Genomic DNA, 15,331 nt, shown 5'->3' with positions numbered 1-15,331 from the left:
ATGCCGTACGAAGGATCTCGACCCATCCCCGCACCGACCCCCGATGAGCTGCGTGCACGGATCCCGGGCTGGGGCGCCGACCTCGCCCCCGAGCACCGCCGCACCTGGCAGCAGCTGGAGGATGTCGGCGACACCGGCGCGCACTGGGACCTCCCCGAGCGTCAGGGCCCCGACCGCGGCCGCGAGCGCTCGATCGAGCACGGCATGCTGCCTCCCGTCTGGGGCACCGCGCAACCGCTGCACGGCGTGTCGGGTGCCATCAGGCGCGTCGCCTACGACCGGTTCAGCGAGACGAAGAACAGCCGCTGGCTGCTGCTCGTGCTGGGCGACCGCGTCGATGCCGTGACCGCGCACGCCCGCTCCCTTATCACCCGGCGGCCGGACGACCCCATCACGCAGACCGGCGTCCTCGCGGAACCGCAGCATCGTCCGCTCGCGTCGCGGTTCGGACGCGGCCGCATCGATCTCCGGCACACCTGGCTCGACCCGATCATCGTCGTGGGGCCCTGGGTGCTGACGGCGGTCCTGGGCGTCCGCGCTCTCCGCCGCCTCGGCCGTCGGCGCTGAGCCGGGACCGAGACGGCGGCGTGGTGGCGCTCAGCGCTGCAGGATGCCCGCGGTGACGACCTCCGGACGGAGATCGAGCCGCCGCAGCAACTGCGCATTGAGCGCCACCACGATCGTCGACAGCGACATGAGCACCGCGCCGACCGACATCGGCAGCACGAAGCCGATCGGAGCGAGCACACCCGCCGCGAGCGGGACGGAGAGCAGGTTGTACCCGGCCGCCCACCAGAGGTTCTGCCTCATCTTCCGGTACGAGGCGCGGGAGAGCTCGATCACCGACAGCACCGCACGCGGGTCGTCTCCGGCGAGGATGACCCCGGCGGAGGCGATCGCCACGTCGGTGCCGGCGCCGATCGCCAGGCCGACGTCGGCCTGAGCGAGCGCGGGCGCGTCGTTCACGCCGTCGCCCACCATCGCGACCCTGCGGCCCTCGTGCTGCAGCTCCTGCACCTTCGCGGCCTTGTCCTCCGGCCGGACGCCCGCGAACACGCGGTCGATGCCGAGGTCGGCCGCGACGGTGTGCGCGACGGCCTCCGCGTCGCCGGTGATCATCACGACCTGGACACCGAGCGCGTGCAGGGCGTCGACCGCGTCCCGCGACTCCGGGCGCACCTCGTCCGCGAGCTTGAGCGCCCCGATGACGTGTCCATCCCGCAGCACATGCAGGATGATCGCGCCGTCCGCACGCCAGCCCTCCGCAGCGGGGAGCTCGTGGGCATCCTCCTCCGTGAGCAGGTGCGGGCCGCCGACGCGGATCACCGCACCGTCCACCGTCGCGGTCACCCCCACCGCCGGCGAGGACGAGAAGTCGCGGCTCGCCGGCACGCGGAGTTCCTTGTCGCGCGCGGCGCGGACGATGGCCTTCGCCAGCGGATGCTCGCTGTCGGCCTCGGCGGCCGCGGCGAGCGCCAGCACCTCCTCCGCGGTCTCCGCACCGGCCAGCGACACCGCGGAGACGACGGGCTCACCCTTGGTCAGCGTGCCGGTCTTGTCGAACAGCACGGTGTCGACGGTGCGCATGCTCTCCAGGGCCAGCCGATCCTTCACGAGCACCCCGCCACGGGCCGCGCGCTCGGTCGCGATCGAGACGACGAGCGGGATGGCCAGGCCCAACGCGTGCGGGCAGGCGATCACGAGGACGGTGATCGTGCGGATGACGGCGTCGTCCGGCAGGCCGACCGCGCTCCACACCACCGCGGTGATCGCGGCAGCACCGAGCGCGAACCAGAACAGCCAGCCGGCTGCCGTGTCGGCCAGACGCTGTGCGCGGGACGAGGAGTTCTGCGCCTCCGTCACGAGCCGCTGGATCCCCGCGAGCGTCGTGTCGTCTCCGGTCGCCGTGATCTCCACGCGCAGCCCCGAGTCGGTGGCGACGGTTCCCGCGGTCACAGGGTCGCCGGTCGCCCGGGTGACGGTGCGCGACTCCCCCGTCACCATGGATTCGTCCATCGAGGCACGGCCGTCGACGATCCGCCCGTCGGCGGGGATGCTCCCGCCGGGGCGCACCACCACGACATCGCCCACGCGGAGGTCCGACGGGGAGACCCGCACGACCTGATCGCCCTCCACACGCTCCGCCTCGTCCGGCAGCAGCGCGGCCAGCGAGTCGAGGGCAGAGGTGGTCTGCGCCAGAGAGCGCATCTCGATCCAGTGCCCGAGCAGCATGATCACGATGAGGAGAGCGAGCTCCCACCAGAAGTCGAGCTCATGATGCAGCAGGCCGAGGCTCGCTCCCCAGGACGCGACGAACGCCACCGTGATCGCGAGCCCGATGAGCAGCATCATGCCGGGCTGCCGGGCACGGATCTCGCTGACGGCGCCGGTGAGGAACGGCTTCCCTCCCCAGACGTACATGACCGTGCCGAGGACCGGCGACACCCAGACCAGACCCGGGATGTCGGGAAGCGGGTAGCCCACGATCATCGCGAACATGCCCGAGAGCAGCACGGTGGGCACGGCGAGGACGAGCATGATCCAGAACAGCCGCCGGAACTGGGCGACGTGGTCGCCGTGATCGCCATGGCCCCCGTGACCGCCGTGTCCCGCGTGATCGTCGTGCCCGGCGTGCCCACTGTGTCCCGCGTGGTCCGTGTGGTCTCCGTGCGCGGCGTGCTCCGCGTGTCCGGTGTGGTCCGCGGGCGTCCCGGTCCCCGTTCCCGCGAGGTGACCGTGCGCGGAATGGTCGTGATGCGAGGTGCTCATGTCTTCCCTCCAACGTCGATGATGCCGTGCGGGGCCGGATCTGTCGCGGCCCCGCACGGGTGGGGGCTCAGGCCGCCCTGGTGTACTTCGCGGGATCGGCGTCGAATGCCGGCCCGCAGCCCGCGCAGCAGAAGTAGTAGCGGGTGCCCTCGTGGTCGCGGTACAACCCCGCGGCCTCGGCGGTCGCGATCACGACGGGCGTTCCGGCCATCACCGGGCATTCGGCCATGCCCTCGGCCGGCACGGCGAGCAGGTCGGTGCGCCCTTCGGCGGAGACGCCGCTCTGGCGCGGGACGCTGCAGCAGGATCCTGCGGGGGAATCGGACATGTCGGTACTCCTCTGTCTCTCGTTCACGGGGTGTCCACCGCCCTGCTGCGGAAGGACCGCAGGCGGAGGCTGTTGCCGACGACGAAGACGCTGGAGAACGCCATCGCCGCACCGGCGAGCATGGGGTTGAGCAGGCCGAGCGCCGCGAGCGGGATGGCGGCGACGTTGTAGGCGAACGCCCAGAACAGGTTGCCCTTGATCGTGCCGAGCGTGCGGCGGGACAGGCGGATCGCGTCGGCCGCGCTGCGGAGGTCGCCGCGGACGAGCGTGATGTCGCTGGCCTCGATCGCCGCGTCGGTCCCGGTCCCCATCGCCAGCCCGAGGTCCGCCTGGGCGAGGGCCGCGGCGTCGTTCACACCGTCTCCCACCATCGCGACGACCTTTCCTCCGCCCTGGAGCCGGCGCACCACCTCGACCTTGTCCTGGGGCAGCACCTCGGCGATCACCTCGGTGATCCCCACCTCGCGGGCGATCTGCTCGGCCACCGCACGGTTGTCTCCCGTGAGCAGGACGGGCGTCAGTCCCAGCGCCCGGAGCTGCGCCACCGCCTCCGCGCTCGTGGCCTTGACCGTGTCGGCGACGACGAGCACCCCGCGGGCACGACCGTCCCAGCCCACCGCGATCGCGGTCTTGCCCTGGGCCTCCGCCTCGGCCTTGACCGCAGCCAGCCCCGCGGACAGGTGCTGCGACCAGTCGGCGAGCAACGAGGCGCGTCCCACGACGACGGCGTGGCCGTCCACGATGCCCTGGACGCCCCTGCCCTCGACGTTCGCGAACTCCTCGACGCTCGGAAGGGTGCCGAGCTCCCGGGTGGCCGCGGCCGCCACGGCCTGCGCGATGGGGTGCTCGGAGGCGTCCTCGAGGGCCCCGGCGAGCCGCAGCAGCTCCTCGCGCTGCACGCCGTCGTCGGTGTGCACCGCCGTCAGCGTCATGCGACCGGAGGTGACGGTGCCCGTCTTGTCGAGCACGACCGTATCGACCTTCCGGGTCGACTCGAGCACCTCGGGGCCCTTGATGAGAATGCCCATCTGGGCGCCGCGACCCGTGCCGACGAGGAGAGCGGTCGGCGTGGCCAGACCCAGAGCGCAGGGGCAGGCGATGATGAGCACCGCGACCGCGGCGGTGAAGGCGGCGGCAGCCGGGTACCCGGCCGCGAGCCAGGCCACGAGCGTGCCGAGGGCGATCACGATCACGATCGGCACGAAGATCCCGGAGACACGGTCCGCGAGCCGCTGCACCTCGGCCTTCCCGGTCTGCGCCTCCTCCACGAGCCGCGCCATCTGCGCGAGCTGGGTGTCGGCGCCGACGCGGGTCGCACGGACGACGAGGCGTCCCCCGGCACTCACGGTGGCGCCGGTGACGACGTCGCCCTCCCCGACCTCGACGGGCACCGACTCACCGGTCAGCATCGAGGCATCGACGGCGGACGTGCCGCCGACCACCACCCCGTCGGTGGCGATCTTCTCCCCCGGGCGCACGACGAACTCGTCGCCGACCCGCAGCGCGCTCGTCGGGATGCGCGTCTCGACGCCGTCGCGGAGCACGGCGACCTCCTTCGCGCCGAGCTCCAGCAGGGCGCGGAGCGCCGCACCGGCCTGCCGCTTGGAGCGCTTCTCGAAGTAGCGTCCGGCGAGGATGAACGTGGTCACCCCCGCTCCGACCTCGAGGTAGATGTTCCCTGCGCCGTCGCTGGGCGCGACGGTGAACTCGAACGGGTGCGTCATGCCGGGCATCCCGGCGGTGCCGAAGAAGAGCGCGTACAGCGACCACAGCAGCGCGGCGATCGTACCCATCGAGATGAGCGTGTCCATCGTGGCCGCTCCGTGCCGGAGGTTGATCCACGCCGCCTTGTGGAACGGCCAGGCCGCCCACACGATCACGGGACCCGCGAGCGCGAGCGACAGCCACTGCCAGTACGTGAACTGGAGCGCCGGGATCATCGCCATCGCGATGACCGGGACGGTGAGCACGACGGAGGCGATCAGCCGCTGCCGCAGCGCCGTGAGCTCCGGATCCGGCTGCTCTCCGTCGGGCTGCGCACCCTCCGGCGCGCGAGGCGCCGGGACGACGGCGGTGTATCCGGTCTTCTCGACCTCGGCGATGAGCACGGCGGTGTCGACGCCCGCCGGCACCGTGACGCTCGCTTTCTCGGTCGCGTAGTTCACGGTGGCGGTGACGCCGTCGAGACGATTGAGCTTCTTCTCGATCCGCATCGCGCACGACGCGCAGGTCATGCCGCCGATCTCCAGCTCCACGCTGGTCGCGGACGGAGTGTCCATCAGGACCGGACCGCCTGGTAGCCCGCCTCGTCCACGGCGGCCAGCACGGCCGTGTCGTCGACGGGGGCGGAGCTGCGCACCACGAGTCTCCCGCTCTGCGCGCTGACATCGATACCCTCGACACCGGGGATGCGCGACACCTCGTCGCGGATCGCCATCTCGCAGTGGCCGCACGTCATTCCGGTGACCTGGTACTCGCTCGTGCTCATCATGCTTCCTTTCCTCGGGATACCCCCCTGGGGTACTCCTTCGGCACAACCTTATACCCTCCGAGGGTATTCCCGCACGCCCGGCCGCAGCGGGACTCGTCCGCTCCGGGTGAGGGACGCTCGGCATCCGGCGTCGCGCCTGGGAGGATCCCGGTCATGGACTCCTCACCTCTGTCTTCCTGGCGGGACACCGGCACGCGGCGCACCATCGAGGCGTTCGTCGCCGCCGTGACGGAGGGCCCCGACGCCATCCCCGTCGACGAACGCATCGCGGTGTTCGACAACGACGGCACTCTCTGGTCGGAGAAACCCATGCCCACCCAGCTGCACTACGTCGTCGAGCGCTGGCGCGAGGAGGCGACCCGCGACCCCTCCCTGGCCGACCGGCAGCCCTACCGCGCCGCGGTCACCGGTGACCTCGCCTGGCTCGGCACCGCGATCGACAAGCACTACGCCGGCGACGACTCCGACCTCGGCGTCATCATCCAGGCGCTCTTGGGATTGACCGATGGCGTGAGCGTGGAGGACTACGCCCGCTCCGTCGCGGAGTTCTACCGCACGGCCCAGCACCCGCTCCTCGGCCGCCCCTACGCCGAATCGGTGTACCGCCCGATGGTCGAGCTGCTGCGGTACCTCGAGAGCCACGGCTTCACGTGCTACATCGTGTCGGGCGGCGAGCGCGACTTCATGCGGCCGATGACCCAGGCGAACTACGGCATCCCTCCCGAGCGCGTGATCGGCTCGGCGCTCGGACTCGCTTACGACGAGAAGGATGCCAGCGTCCGCTACTCCTCGGCCCTGGCCTTCTTCGACGACGGACCGGAGAAACCGGTGCGGATCTGGAGTCGGATCGGGCGGCGCCCGCTGCTGGCGGCCGGCAACTCGAACGGCGACATGCCGATGCTCGACTTCGCGCACGGCGGCCCTCGGCCCGGACTCGCCCTGCTGATCCATCACGACGACGCCGACCGCGACGACACGCCCTACGACACGGGAGCGGAGCAGGCCCTCCACGCAGCCGCCGACCGCGGGTACACCGTGGTGAGCGTCCGCGACGACTGGGCGTCCCTGTTCCCCGACCCCGTCTGAGTCGGGGATCACCGGTCAGAGGGCGCAGCGGAACCCGATGTGGGTCATGGCGGTGTCCTCCGCCTGCGCCGATCGCGCCGCGGGGCGGTAGCGGAGGCAGTACTCCGGAGCGCACAGATGCGATCCCCCCTTGAGCACGCGGCGAGGGATGGGCGACCCGGGCTCGGAGGACAGCAGGCTCGCGCGTTGACCGGCGTCGACACCGACCGCACCTGGCGGCACGTGCCGGTGCGTCCAGTAGTCCACCGTCCACTCCCACACGTTGCCGATCATGTCGTGCAGGCCGTACCCGTTCGCGGGGAACGAGGCGACCGGAGCGGTGCCGATCCACCCGTCGGCACCGTCGTTCCGGTACGGGAAGGCGCCCTGCCAGGTGTCGGCCATGAGGGTGCCGTCCGGCTTCGTCTCCTGACCCCAGGCGAAGCGGGCGCCGACGAGGCCGCCGCGCGCCGCCCATTCCCACTCCGCCTCCGTGGCAAGGCGCTTGCCTGCCCACGCGGCGTAGGCGACGGCATCGGGGTACGCGACCTGCACGACCGGATGATCGAGGCGGTCGTCGATCGACGAGGCCGGTCCGAACGGGTGGCGCCAGGACGCCTCGGGCTCCCACCGCCACCACTGCCGCCAGTCGCGCAGGTCGACGGGGCCTCGGGCCGGCGTGAACACCATGGCGCCGGGGACGAGGTCGTCCGGATGCACCCCGGGGTAGTCGGCGGGGTCCATCGGCCGCTCGGCGATCGTGACGTAGCCGGTGTCCTCGACGAACGCGGCGTACTGGCGGTTCGTCACGGGGTGCTGATCCAGCGCGAACGCCTCCACGCGCCGTTCGTGGACGGGGCCTTCCTCCGGGTAGAACTCGTCCGACCCCATGAGCAGCGTTCCGCCGGGGACCTCGATCATCGCCGTCATGCCCTCATGCTAGGCCGCCGCCCGCTCCGCGCGGTCACTCGCGCGACAGCATCGCGGCCGCCTCGAGCTCCATATCGAGATACTGCTCCGCGCTCACGTCGACCGCCACGCCCAGGAGCGTGCCGCCGGTGAACGGGAACGGGTTGGCGTACTGCGCACTCACCGGGTCGGCACTGTCCCACCCGACGCAGAGCCCGTCGCCGCAGAGCGTGAACTTGCCGACTTGGGCCCGCATCGGACCGGACGCCACGGCGCGATCATCGACGTACAGCGTGGCGGTGCCGACGGACTCGCCGTGCTCCCCCGCTCCCTCCCGCACGAACTCCACGCCCAGGGTGTGCGGGCCGGGGGCGAGCTCGTCCGAGGTGAACGACTGCTCCGGCGGGATGCCGAGGAAGTTGTACACGTAGACGAGCCTGTTGTCCTTGAGGAACAGCGAGTGCCCGCCGAAGCGGGAGCCGTGCGCGAAGAGCACTCCCTCGGCGCCCTGCTCCAGGATGACGTCGGCGATGATCTTGTAGGAGCGCCCGCGGACGTTCACCGCGACGCTCTCCGGCACCGCCGCGGTGCCGGGGAAGTAGACGTACCGCTCCCGGGGCGCCTCGGCCTGAGGCCGGGGAACCGTGAGGATCTCGCGGGCCGACCGGTCGTCGAGGGGAAGGGCGAAGTTCGCCTCCGCCTCCGCGAACCACGCGGCGATGAGCTCCTGCAGCTTCTCCGGGTGCGTCGCGGCGAGGTCGTTCGACTCGGAGCGGTCCTCCGCCACGTGGTACAGCTCCCACACGTCGTCGTCGAAGTGGCCCTTGCCGCTCAGCGGCGCGTGCACCGCCGCCGCCTTCCAGCCGTCCTTCCAAATGCCCCTGGTGCCGAGCATCGAGTAGTACTGCACGCTCTTCCGCGTCGGCCCGTCCGGCGCGGCGTCGAAGGAGTACTTCATCGAGACGCCGTCGAGCGGTCGCTGCGGCACTCCGCGGTAGGACTCCGGCATCGCGATGCCGATCACGTCGAGCACCGTCGCCACGACGTCCACCGAGTGGTGGTACTGGTGGCGCAGCTCCCCCTTCGCCGCGATCCCCTTCGGCCAGTGCACGACCATCGGGTCGCAGGTGCCGCCGGAGTACTGGGAGTACCGCTTGAACATCTGGAAGGGCGTGGAGAACGCCGCCGCCCACCCCGTCGGGTAGTGGTTGTAGGTGTCGGCGGACCCGAGCGTGTTGATCATCGCGAGGTTCTCGGCGAGGTCGTCGGGGTAGCCGTTGAAGAACTTGTTCTCGTTCACGGAGCCGTCCGGCGATCCCTCCCCCGAGGCGCCGTTGTCGGCGCAGTAGAAGATGATCGTGTTGTCCAGCTGCCCCGTCTCCTCCAGGTAGTCCACGATCCGGCCGACCTGGGCATCCGTGTACTCGGAGAAGCCCGCGAAGACCTCCGCCATCCGCGCGAACAGCCTCCGCTCGTCGTCGTTCAGCTCCGCCCACGGGCGCACGTGATCGGCCGGGTTCGCCGCTTCCTCCGGCAGCGGGTTGAACGGCGTCATCTGCGTGCCCTCCGGCAGCACGCCCTTCTCGATCATGCGGGCGAGCACCCACTCGCGGTAGGCGTCGTAGCCGTCGTCGAACGCCCCTTTGTACTTATCGATGTACTCCTGCGGCGCGTGGTGCGGCGCGTGGTTCGCGCCAGGGCAGAACCACATGTACCAGGGCTTCGAGGGATTCGAGGCCTGCTGGTTCCGGATCATCGCGAGCGCCTGGTCGGCGAGGTCCTTCGACAGGTGGTAGCCGTCCTCCGGGCGGTACGGCTGTTCGATGAAGTGGTTGTCCTCGACCAGGTCGGGGTACCAGTTGTTGGTCTCCCCGCCGAGGAAGCCGTAGAAGCGGTCGAAGCCGAGTTGCAGCGGCCACATCGAGCGGCTGCCCCCTGGCGCGATGTCCTCCTCCGGGACGTTGTGGTTCTTGCCGAGCCAGAACGTGCTGTACCCGTTCTCCTGCAGAACCTGTCCGATGGTCGCGCACTCGGCGGGGAGCCGCCCCGCGAAGCCGGGGAAGCCGTTCGTGCCCTCCATGATGACGCCCGCGCGATTGACGTGGTGGTTACGGCCCGTGAGCATGGTGGACCGCGTGGGAGAGCACAGCGCCGTGGTGTGCCACTGCGTGTAGGTGAGACCCCCGGCGGCCAGACGGTCCATCGTCGGCATCGCGATGCGGCCGCCATACGGCGACCACGAGGCCAGACCGGTGTCGTCATACAGCACCACGAGGACGTTCGGCGCTCCGTCCGGCGCCTTCCGCAGCTCGTACGGCGACCAGTCGGGTCGGGCGTCGCGGACGTCCAGCGTGATCTCGCCCGAGAAGTCCGCGTTGAATTCCGACATCGTCTCTCCTTCGCTCAGGGCGCGTCCGCGCTCTCCTCGGCCTGAGTCTTCCGACCCCGCGTGCGTGCCGACAGGGGCCCTCACCCGCCCCGGGTGATCTCCGCGTCGCTCGCGTCCGCGCCGACGGCGGCGTCCTGCCCCTCCGGCGCCGTGGCGGGGCCCGGCCGTCGCAGCAGCTCCACGAGGATCGTCAGCACGAGCACTCCGATCGCCACGCCGAGGACGGCGCCGAAGGTGACCGGACGCGTCGCCAGGAGGATGAGCACCCCGATCGCCATCCCGGCGATGAGGATCGCGCCGCGATAGCGGTCGACCGCTCTCCCGAACCGCCCGGTGGAGAGCCCCCGTGCCTCCGCCGTCTCGCGCAGCGCCCCGAACCCGCTCTCCGTGACGCCGCGCACCGTGCGCGCGCTGCGGCTCGACCCGGCGAGCCAGGCCCACAGCGCGATGAGGACCCCGACCAGAGCAAGCGCGACGATGGTGGACCCGAGGAGGGCCGTGAGCTGATCGAAGAGGGATTCGGCCGCCGACGCCGTCATGATCGACGGGCTGACGGCGCTGACGAAGAACCCGCGTCCGATCCCCATCCCGGCGGCGAGGAGGAGGAAGACGACGGCGAACCCGGCGCTCGTCCAGAACAGCGCCCGCGGCCGGTTCACCGCGAGCAGCACACCGAGGACGACGAGACCGAGCACGACCCACGGCAGCCAGAAGCCCGCCGTCACCGCGATCTGGTAGACCGTGCGGACCAGCACCAGGGCGTCGGCCTGCACCACCGGGATGGTGCGATCGATCACCGGGATGAGGTCGGCGACCCCGGCCCCACGCTCGGCCAGAGCCTCCTTGACGCGTTCGACGACCGCCCCCACGTCCACCGAGAGGACCCCGTCGTCGCTGAGGTCCAGCGCGGTGCCGGGCTCGTCCTGCAGGATGGCGACCGCGCGCTCGTGGGTGAAGCGGAGCGTCTCCGCCCAGATGTCGGCGAACTGCTGCGACGACACCACCTCGTGCACGACGCCGTCGATCAGGGACGACAGGCCGGAGGCGGCCGGCGCTTCCAACAGTCCGAGGGCGGCGGCGGCGCGCGGCGGGAGGTCGAGGGCACGCAGGCCGTCGAAGAGCTCGCCGACCACCGCATCCAGGTCGACCTGCTCGTCGATGGCGGCCGTCACCTGATCGGCGACGAAGTCCTGCACGTCCGGATCCTCGGCCAGCGGGGCGAAGGTCGCGACGAACCGGTCCGCGTCGACGAGCTGCAGCCGCGCCCATGTCCCCATCGCCGCGATCGGCGCGAGGAGCACGGCGACCACGAGCACGATCCCGGCGATGATGCTGCGGGCCGAGATCCGGCGTCGAGGGCGTCGGAGCGCCTCGTTCTCCTGCTCCAGCGCACGCAGCCGTGCCCGCAGGTCCTCGATCTCGCTCATCGCCGCCTCGTCTCGATCGTCGCGACGCTCAGCTCAGCAGCTTCTGCTTCGCGGCCGTGAACTCCTCGTCCGTCAGCACGCCGGAGGCCTTCAGCGATCCGAGCTCCTGCAGCTTGGCGATCAGGTCGTCCGCCGCTGCGGGCGGCGCGGCCGGCGGGCTCGTCGGCGGCGCATACTGCGCGGCCGCGGTGCGGGCCGCATCGTCCATCTGGGCCTGTTGCTGGGCGGCCTCGTACTGCTGCTGCTCGTACTCGCTCTGTGCGCGGCGCTCCTGGTGCCGCATCGCGGCTCCCTGCACCGCGGTCGCCGTCCCGGCGACCACCGCGGTCCGCGCGGCGAGACCGATGAGCCCCGGCCGGCCGAATCTCCGCAAGGGCATGTCATTCACCTTCCTGTTCGAGGATGTCCATCACCGCGTTCACGACGGGTGCCGGAACGCGCTCGCTGCGCAGCACCTGGCCTCCCGCGGCGGCCACATCCTGGGCGAGGGTCCGGGCGAACAGGAGCTCCAGGACCACGACCGCCGCCGACCGTCCCGGCGGCACGACCTCCGCCAGGGCGCGGACGTCGTCCTCGCTCGCGAGCCCGGCGACGATCGGCTCGAGGCCGTCGAGGACGGCAGTGCCGTCGTCCTCCTCGACCTCGAGGATGTCGAGATCCCCCTCCGCCGTCCGCGTCACCAGCACGAAGTCCAGCACGCGCACCACGCCCTTCGACACCAGGTCGGTCAGCGCGCCGAACGTGGACGGATCCGGCCGATCACCGTCGAAGCCCACGAGATAGAACTCGACGGGCCCGAATCGGAACTCCTTCATGTCGCCACCCTTCATCCGCGGTCCAGAATGGCACCGCCGTCGTCGCCCGCGCGCCGGTCCTCACCCGCTCCGGGTGAGGATTCGGGACTCCCTCTCCGTGCGGCTGTCACCATCGGAGGACGGGACGAATCGAGGGTGGCTATGAGGAGCCGGGTGCTGGGCGACGTGGCGTTCGTCGTGGTCGAGCTCCGCAGCGCACACCCGGGACCGCCCGTCCTCGAACCGCTGCTGCGTCAGGTCGAGGACGGCACGCTGCGCGTGCTCGACTTCCTCATCGTCCGCCGCGACGCCGCCGAGGGGCAGCGCATCACGGAGGTCGACGGCGACGACTTCTCGCTCGCCGGCCTGCCCCTGTACGCACCGGGACTGATCTCCCTCGACGATGTCCGGCATTTCCTCCCGTGGGTGCCTCCCGACGCCGTCGCGGCCGTCATCCTCGTCGAACAGCGCTGGGACGTCCGCTTCATCCGCGAGGTCGAGGACGCCGGGGACCGGATCCTGGCGACACAGGCGATCCCCTCCGCGGTCGCGAACGCCGCACTCGTCGCCACCCTCGGTGTGCGCCCCTGACGCCGTGCCTGCTCACACGGTCGCGTGGACGGCCTCCCGCCGGGACGAGACCCCGAGCTTGCGGTAGATCGCTCGTTGATGCGTCTTCACCGTGTTCACCGACACGGAGAGCTCCTGGGCGATCTCCGGCAGCGTGCGCGCCGTCTGCATCTGGTGGAAGACGTCGCGTTCCCGCTCCGACAGCCGATCGGTCACGGAGCCGACCGCGTCGACGGCGAGGCATGTCTCGATGAACTCCTCGAACTGCGTGCCGTGATGCACATGCGCCTGCAGCAGCCGGCGCACCGCGACCTCGCGCGGGCCGAAGAGCACGACGAGGTTCTCCGCGGACGCGACCGAGAGGGCGGCCTCGCACAGGTCATGCGCGTCCTCCTGGTGCCCCGTCGCCCTCCGGAGCGTGGCCGCGGTGATCAACGTGGCGGCTTTGACGTACGACAGCTCGGACGCACCCCGCAACGACCGCAGCATCTCCAGCGCCGCCGCATGCTCCTCGGCGCGACGCAGGATCCCGGACAGGGCGACGCCCACGAGCGGGAGGTCGGTACCGCCGGCATACTTCTTCGCGATGCGCAGTGCGCGCTCCCTCCGCCCCACCGCCTCTTCGAGCAGGGCCACCGACGACTCCCGGAACGCCGGCCACTCCACCCCCTGGACGACGTCGATGGGGAGCTCCTGCACGCTGATGGCCGCTCGGCGGCAGATCGCGGGGTCTCCCGTGAGCGCGGCGGCATAGGCTCCCATCATGCGTGCATGTCCGGCCAGATCGCGACCGGACGCGGCTTCCTCACGCGCCGCATCGAAGATCCGGACCGCCTCCTCCGCCTCGCCCGACCAGTACGCCACCCACCCCGCGGCGGCCACGGCGCTTCCGCGCGCGAAGGTGTTCCGCGGAAGAAGAGCCTCCCGGGTGGTCTCGGCCTCGGCGAGCACGGCCGCGGCCTCCGTGAGCCGGCCGGAGGTGGCGAGGCCGTAGGCGAGATGTCCGACGGCGCGGGACGTGAGCTCCCGATCGCCGGCCTCCCTCGCCTCGCGCGCCGCCGCCGAGAAGTACTCGATCGCGAGGTCCGGCGATTCGCGATTGCGCAGCGCGGTCCACCCCAGCAGATGGTTGAGCGCCACCCGACCGCCGTACATCCTGTCGTCCTCGGCATCCAGCAGCGCACGGATCTCCGGACCGGATGCGGCCACCTCGACGGACGACTCCGCGAGCAGCAGGCGGACGATGAGCAGGACGGCGGGGTCGGCCTGCCCCGGCGTGCGATCGAGGAGTGCCTCCGCCCGTCGACACAGCTCCCGCGCGACGCGATGGTCCCCGAGGACGTCGCTGGCTCCGGCCCGCACGAGCAGCAGGTGCGGATCATCCGGGTTGTCGCGCAGGAGAGCCGTCGCCGTCCGCTCCACGTCGACGGCCGAGGAGCCGACCACGAGGCCCAGCCAGTGCCGCAGGAGGATGGCCCTGGCACCGGCCCGATCCCCGGCGCGCCGCGCGTGCGTCACGGCGGCGATCGGATCCGTGTGCTCCAGAGCACGAGCGGCCCGGCGGTGCACCGTGGCGAAACGCGCCGCATCCGTCCGCGCGAGGTCGGCGCACCGACGCGCGAACGCGGGGTGCCAGCGGTACGTCGGGCCCTCCGGGCCGTCGAACCGGTCGAGGAACAGCCCGAGCCGGACGCAGGTCTCCAGGAGGTCGGCGGCGTCGTCTCTCGCCGTGACCTGTGCGGCGGTGTCGGGCGTGAGCTCCGCGCAGGCCGTCCCCTCGAGGACGAAGTCCGCGAGCGCGGGCGGCAGCGCGTCCAGGACGTGCTCACGGATGTACGCGCCGAGGAAGGACGAGGCCGTCGACGCCGGGCTCGACGGCAGGGAGCCGCCGACGAGGACCAGCCGCACCGCGATGGGCCAGCCCCCGGTCTCGTCGCGCACCGCGGCCGCATCGAGCCCACCGGGCGCCGACCGCGTCAGACTCCGGATCTCGTCCGCCGAGAACCGGAGGGTGTCCACGCCGACGAAGGCTCCCGGGTTCATGAGGCGGTGGCGGGACAGGGTGACCTCGATCAGGGTCGTCCCCACCAGGAGGAGCCGCAGTCCGTCCGGAGGCTGGTCGGCCAGGAGCCCGAGGAGACCATCGCTCCACGCCTCCCCGGCACGGTGGGCATCGTCGACGACGAGGTGCACCGGGTGCTCGGCGTCCTGGAACGCCGCACAGATCTGCCGGTAGGCGCGCACCGGATCCTCGATGTCCCGCGGCGCGGCGAACACGCGCCCCGCACGCTCCCCGGCGAGCGCCAGCGCGTTCAGGACACCGGCGGTCAGCAGTGCGGGGTCGTCGTCGGACGCGCTCAGCGCGAGCCAGGCGACGTCGTCGCGCGATGACGCCCAGGCAGCGACGGCGGTGGTCTTTCCATAGCCGCTGGGCGCGCTGAGGACCGTCACCCCGTCCGCCTCGATGGCAGCCGCGATCGCCGCGGTCACACGTTCCCGCGGCACGACGCCGATGGGCGTGGCGGGCGGCCGGAAGCGCATCGCCGGTCCCGGCCTCGTGGAACGTACGGGAGGCGACATGGCAACACG

General features: G+C 71.5%; 13 protein-coding genes. 3 read left to right on the top strand and 10 right to left on the bottom strand.

Annotation, left to right across the window (positions count from 1 at the left end; translation table 11 throughout):
• Entirely contained in the window at positions 1-567 is a 567-nt protein-coding gene (locus tag D8M34_RS09950) for a hypothetical protein (RefSeq protein ID WP_062766524.1), read from the top strand.
• Between the two features lie 30 nt (positions 568-597).
• On the opposite strand, the gene D8M34_RS09945 is transcribed toward D8M34_RS09950, so the two are convergent.
• From D8M34_RS09945 to D8M34_RS09930, 4 genes are all read right to left on the bottom strand, one after another.
• A complete protein-coding gene (locus tag D8M34_RS09945) occupies positions 598-2,769 on the bottom strand; it encodes a heavy metal translocating P-type ATPase (protein ID WP_062766521.1) in 2,172 nt (723 codons plus the stop codon).
• Between the two features lie 67 nt (positions 2,770-2,836).
• Positions 2,837-3,097, bottom strand: coding sequence for a YHS domain-containing protein (locus D8M34_RS09940; RefSeq protein ID WP_025103119.1), 261 nt, complete (start codon positions 3,095-3,097; stop codon positions 2,837-2,839).
• A gap of 23 nt (positions 3,098-3,120) precedes the next feature.
• Positions 3,121-5,376 carry a heavy metal translocating P-type ATPase gene (locus D8M34_RS09935; RefSeq protein WP_126893918.1) on the bottom strand — a complete coding sequence of 752 codons (2,256 nt, stop codon included), beginning with the start codon at positions 5,374-5,376 and terminating at the stop codon, positions 3,121-3,123.
• Positions 5,376-5,585 carry a heavy-metal-associated domain-containing protein gene (locus D8M34_RS09930; RefSeq protein ID WP_025103117.1) on the bottom strand — a complete coding sequence of 70 codons (210 nt, stop codon included), beginning with the start codon at positions 5,583-5,585 and terminating at the stop codon, positions 5,376-5,378. The genes D8M34_RS09935 and D8M34_RS09930 overlap by 1 nt, the downstream gene beginning before the upstream one ends.
• A gap of 156 nt (positions 5,586-5,741) precedes the next feature.
• Between D8M34_RS09930 and D8M34_RS09925 the strand changes: the two genes are divergently transcribed.
• Positions 5,742-6,674, top strand: a complete 933-nt coding sequence (locus D8M34_RS09925; RefSeq protein ID WP_126893917.1) for an HAD family hydrolase — start codon at positions 5,742-5,744, stop codon at positions 6,672-6,674.
• 15 nt (positions 6,675-6,689) lie between these two features.
• On the opposite strand, the gene D8M34_RS09920 is transcribed toward D8M34_RS09925, so the two are convergent.
• The 5 genes from D8M34_RS09920 to D8M34_RS09900 form a co-directional block, all read right to left on the bottom strand.
• Positions 6,690-7,574, bottom strand: a complete 885-nt coding sequence (locus D8M34_RS09920) for a formylglycine-generating enzyme family protein (RefSeq protein WP_399552339.1) — start codon at positions 7,572-7,574, stop codon at positions 6,690-6,692.
• Between the two features lie 43 nt (positions 7,575-7,617).
• Positions 7,618-9,951 (bottom strand): arylsulfatase, encoded by a 2,334-nt coding sequence (locus D8M34_RS09915; protein ID WP_126893915.1) that lies wholly within the window; start codon positions 9,949-9,951, stop codon positions 7,618-7,620.
• Positions 9,952-10,031: 80 nt separating this feature from the next.
• Positions 10,032-11,378, bottom strand: a complete 1,347-nt coding sequence (locus D8M34_RS09910; protein WP_194088846.1) for a hypothetical protein — start codon at positions 11,376-11,378, stop codon at positions 10,032-10,034.
• Positions 11,379-11,406: 28 nt separating this feature from the next.
• A complete protein-coding gene (locus tag D8M34_RS09905; protein ID WP_085607242.1) occupies positions 11,407-11,757 on the bottom strand; it encodes an SHOCT domain-containing protein in 351 nt (116 codons plus the stop codon).
• A gap of 1 nt (position 11,758) precedes the next feature.
• Positions 11,759-12,193, bottom strand: a complete 435-nt coding sequence (locus D8M34_RS09900; RefSeq protein ID WP_025103111.1) for a DUF6325 family protein — start codon at positions 12,191-12,193, stop codon at positions 11,759-11,761.
• Positions 12,194-12,334: 141 nt separating this feature from the next.
• Between D8M34_RS09900 and D8M34_RS09895 the strand changes: the two genes are divergently transcribed.
• Complete coding sequence (locus D8M34_RS09895; protein ID WP_126893914.1) at positions 12,335-12,763, top strand: DUF6325 family protein; 429 nt, start codon at positions 12,335-12,337, stop codon at positions 12,761-12,763.
• Positions 12,764-12,775: 12 nt separating this feature from the next.
• Here the strand turns inward: D8M34_RS09895 and D8M34_RS09890 are convergent, their stop codons facing one another.
• Positions 12,776-15,322: a LuxR C-terminal-related transcriptional regulator gene (locus D8M34_RS09890; RefSeq protein ID WP_238695638.1), complete on the bottom strand. Its 2,547-nt coding sequence runs from the start codon at positions 15,320-15,322 to the stop codon at positions 12,776-12,778.
• Positions 15,323-15,331 lie beyond the last annotated feature (9 nt).

The organism is Microbacterium sp. HSID17254 (assembly GCF_003989315.1).
GTDB lineage: Bacteria > Actinomycetota > Actinomycetes > Actinomycetales > Microbacteriaceae > Microbacterium.
This window is presented reverse-complemented; position numbering and strand designations above follow the sequence as displayed.

Excerpts from the sequence above, each read along its gene's own strand:
- D8M34_RS09950 (WP_062766524.1), top strand. The coding sequence starts at position 1 with ATGCCGTACGAAGGATCTCGACCCATCCCCGCACCGACCCCCGATGAG.
- D8M34_RS09945 (WP_062766521.1), bottom strand. The coding sequence starts at position 2,769 with ATGAGCACCTCGCATCACGACCATTCCGCGCACGGTCACCTCGCGGGA.
- D8M34_RS09940 (WP_025103119.1), bottom strand. The coding sequence starts at position 3,097 with ATGTCCGATTCCCCCGCAGGATCCTGCTGCAGCGTCCCGCGCCAGAGC.
- D8M34_RS09935 (WP_126893918.1), bottom strand. The coding sequence starts at position 5,376 with ATGGACACTCCGTCCGCGACCAGCGTGGAGCTGGAGATCGGCGGCATG.
- D8M34_RS09930 (WP_025103117.1), bottom strand. The coding sequence starts at position 5,585 with ATGAGCACGAGCGAGTACCAGGTCACCGGAATGACGTGCGGCCACTGC.
- D8M34_RS09925 (WP_126893917.1), top strand. The coding sequence starts at position 5,742 with ATGGACTCCTCACCTCTGTCTTCCTGGCGGGACACCGGCACGCGGCGC.
- D8M34_RS09920 (WP_399552339.1), bottom strand. The coding sequence starts at position 7,574 with ATGATCGAGGTCCCCGGCGGAACGCTGCTCATGGGGTCGGACGAGTTC.
- D8M34_RS09915 (WP_126893915.1), bottom strand. The coding sequence starts at position 9,951 with ATGTCGGAATTCAACGCGGACTTCTCGGGCGAGATCACGCTGGACGTC.
- D8M34_RS09910 (WP_194088846.1), bottom strand. The coding sequence starts at position 11,378 with ATGAGCGAGATCGAGGACCTGCGGGCACGGCTGCGTGCGCTGGAGCAG.
- D8M34_RS09905 (WP_085607242.1), bottom strand. The coding sequence starts at position 11,757 with ATGCCCTTGCGGAGATTCGGCCGGCCGGGGCTCATCGGTCTCGCCGCG.
- D8M34_RS09900 (WP_025103111.1), bottom strand. The coding sequence starts at position 12,193 with ATGAAGGAGTTCCGATTCGGGCCCGTCGAGTTCTATCTCGTGGGCTTC.
- D8M34_RS09895 (WP_126893914.1), top strand. The coding sequence starts at position 12,335 with ATGAGGAGCCGGGTGCTGGGCGACGTGGCGTTCGTCGTGGTCGAGCTC.
- D8M34_RS09890 (WP_238695638.1), bottom strand. The coding sequence starts at position 15,322 with ATGTCGCCTCCCGTACGTTCCACGAGGCCGGGACCGGCGATGCGCTTC.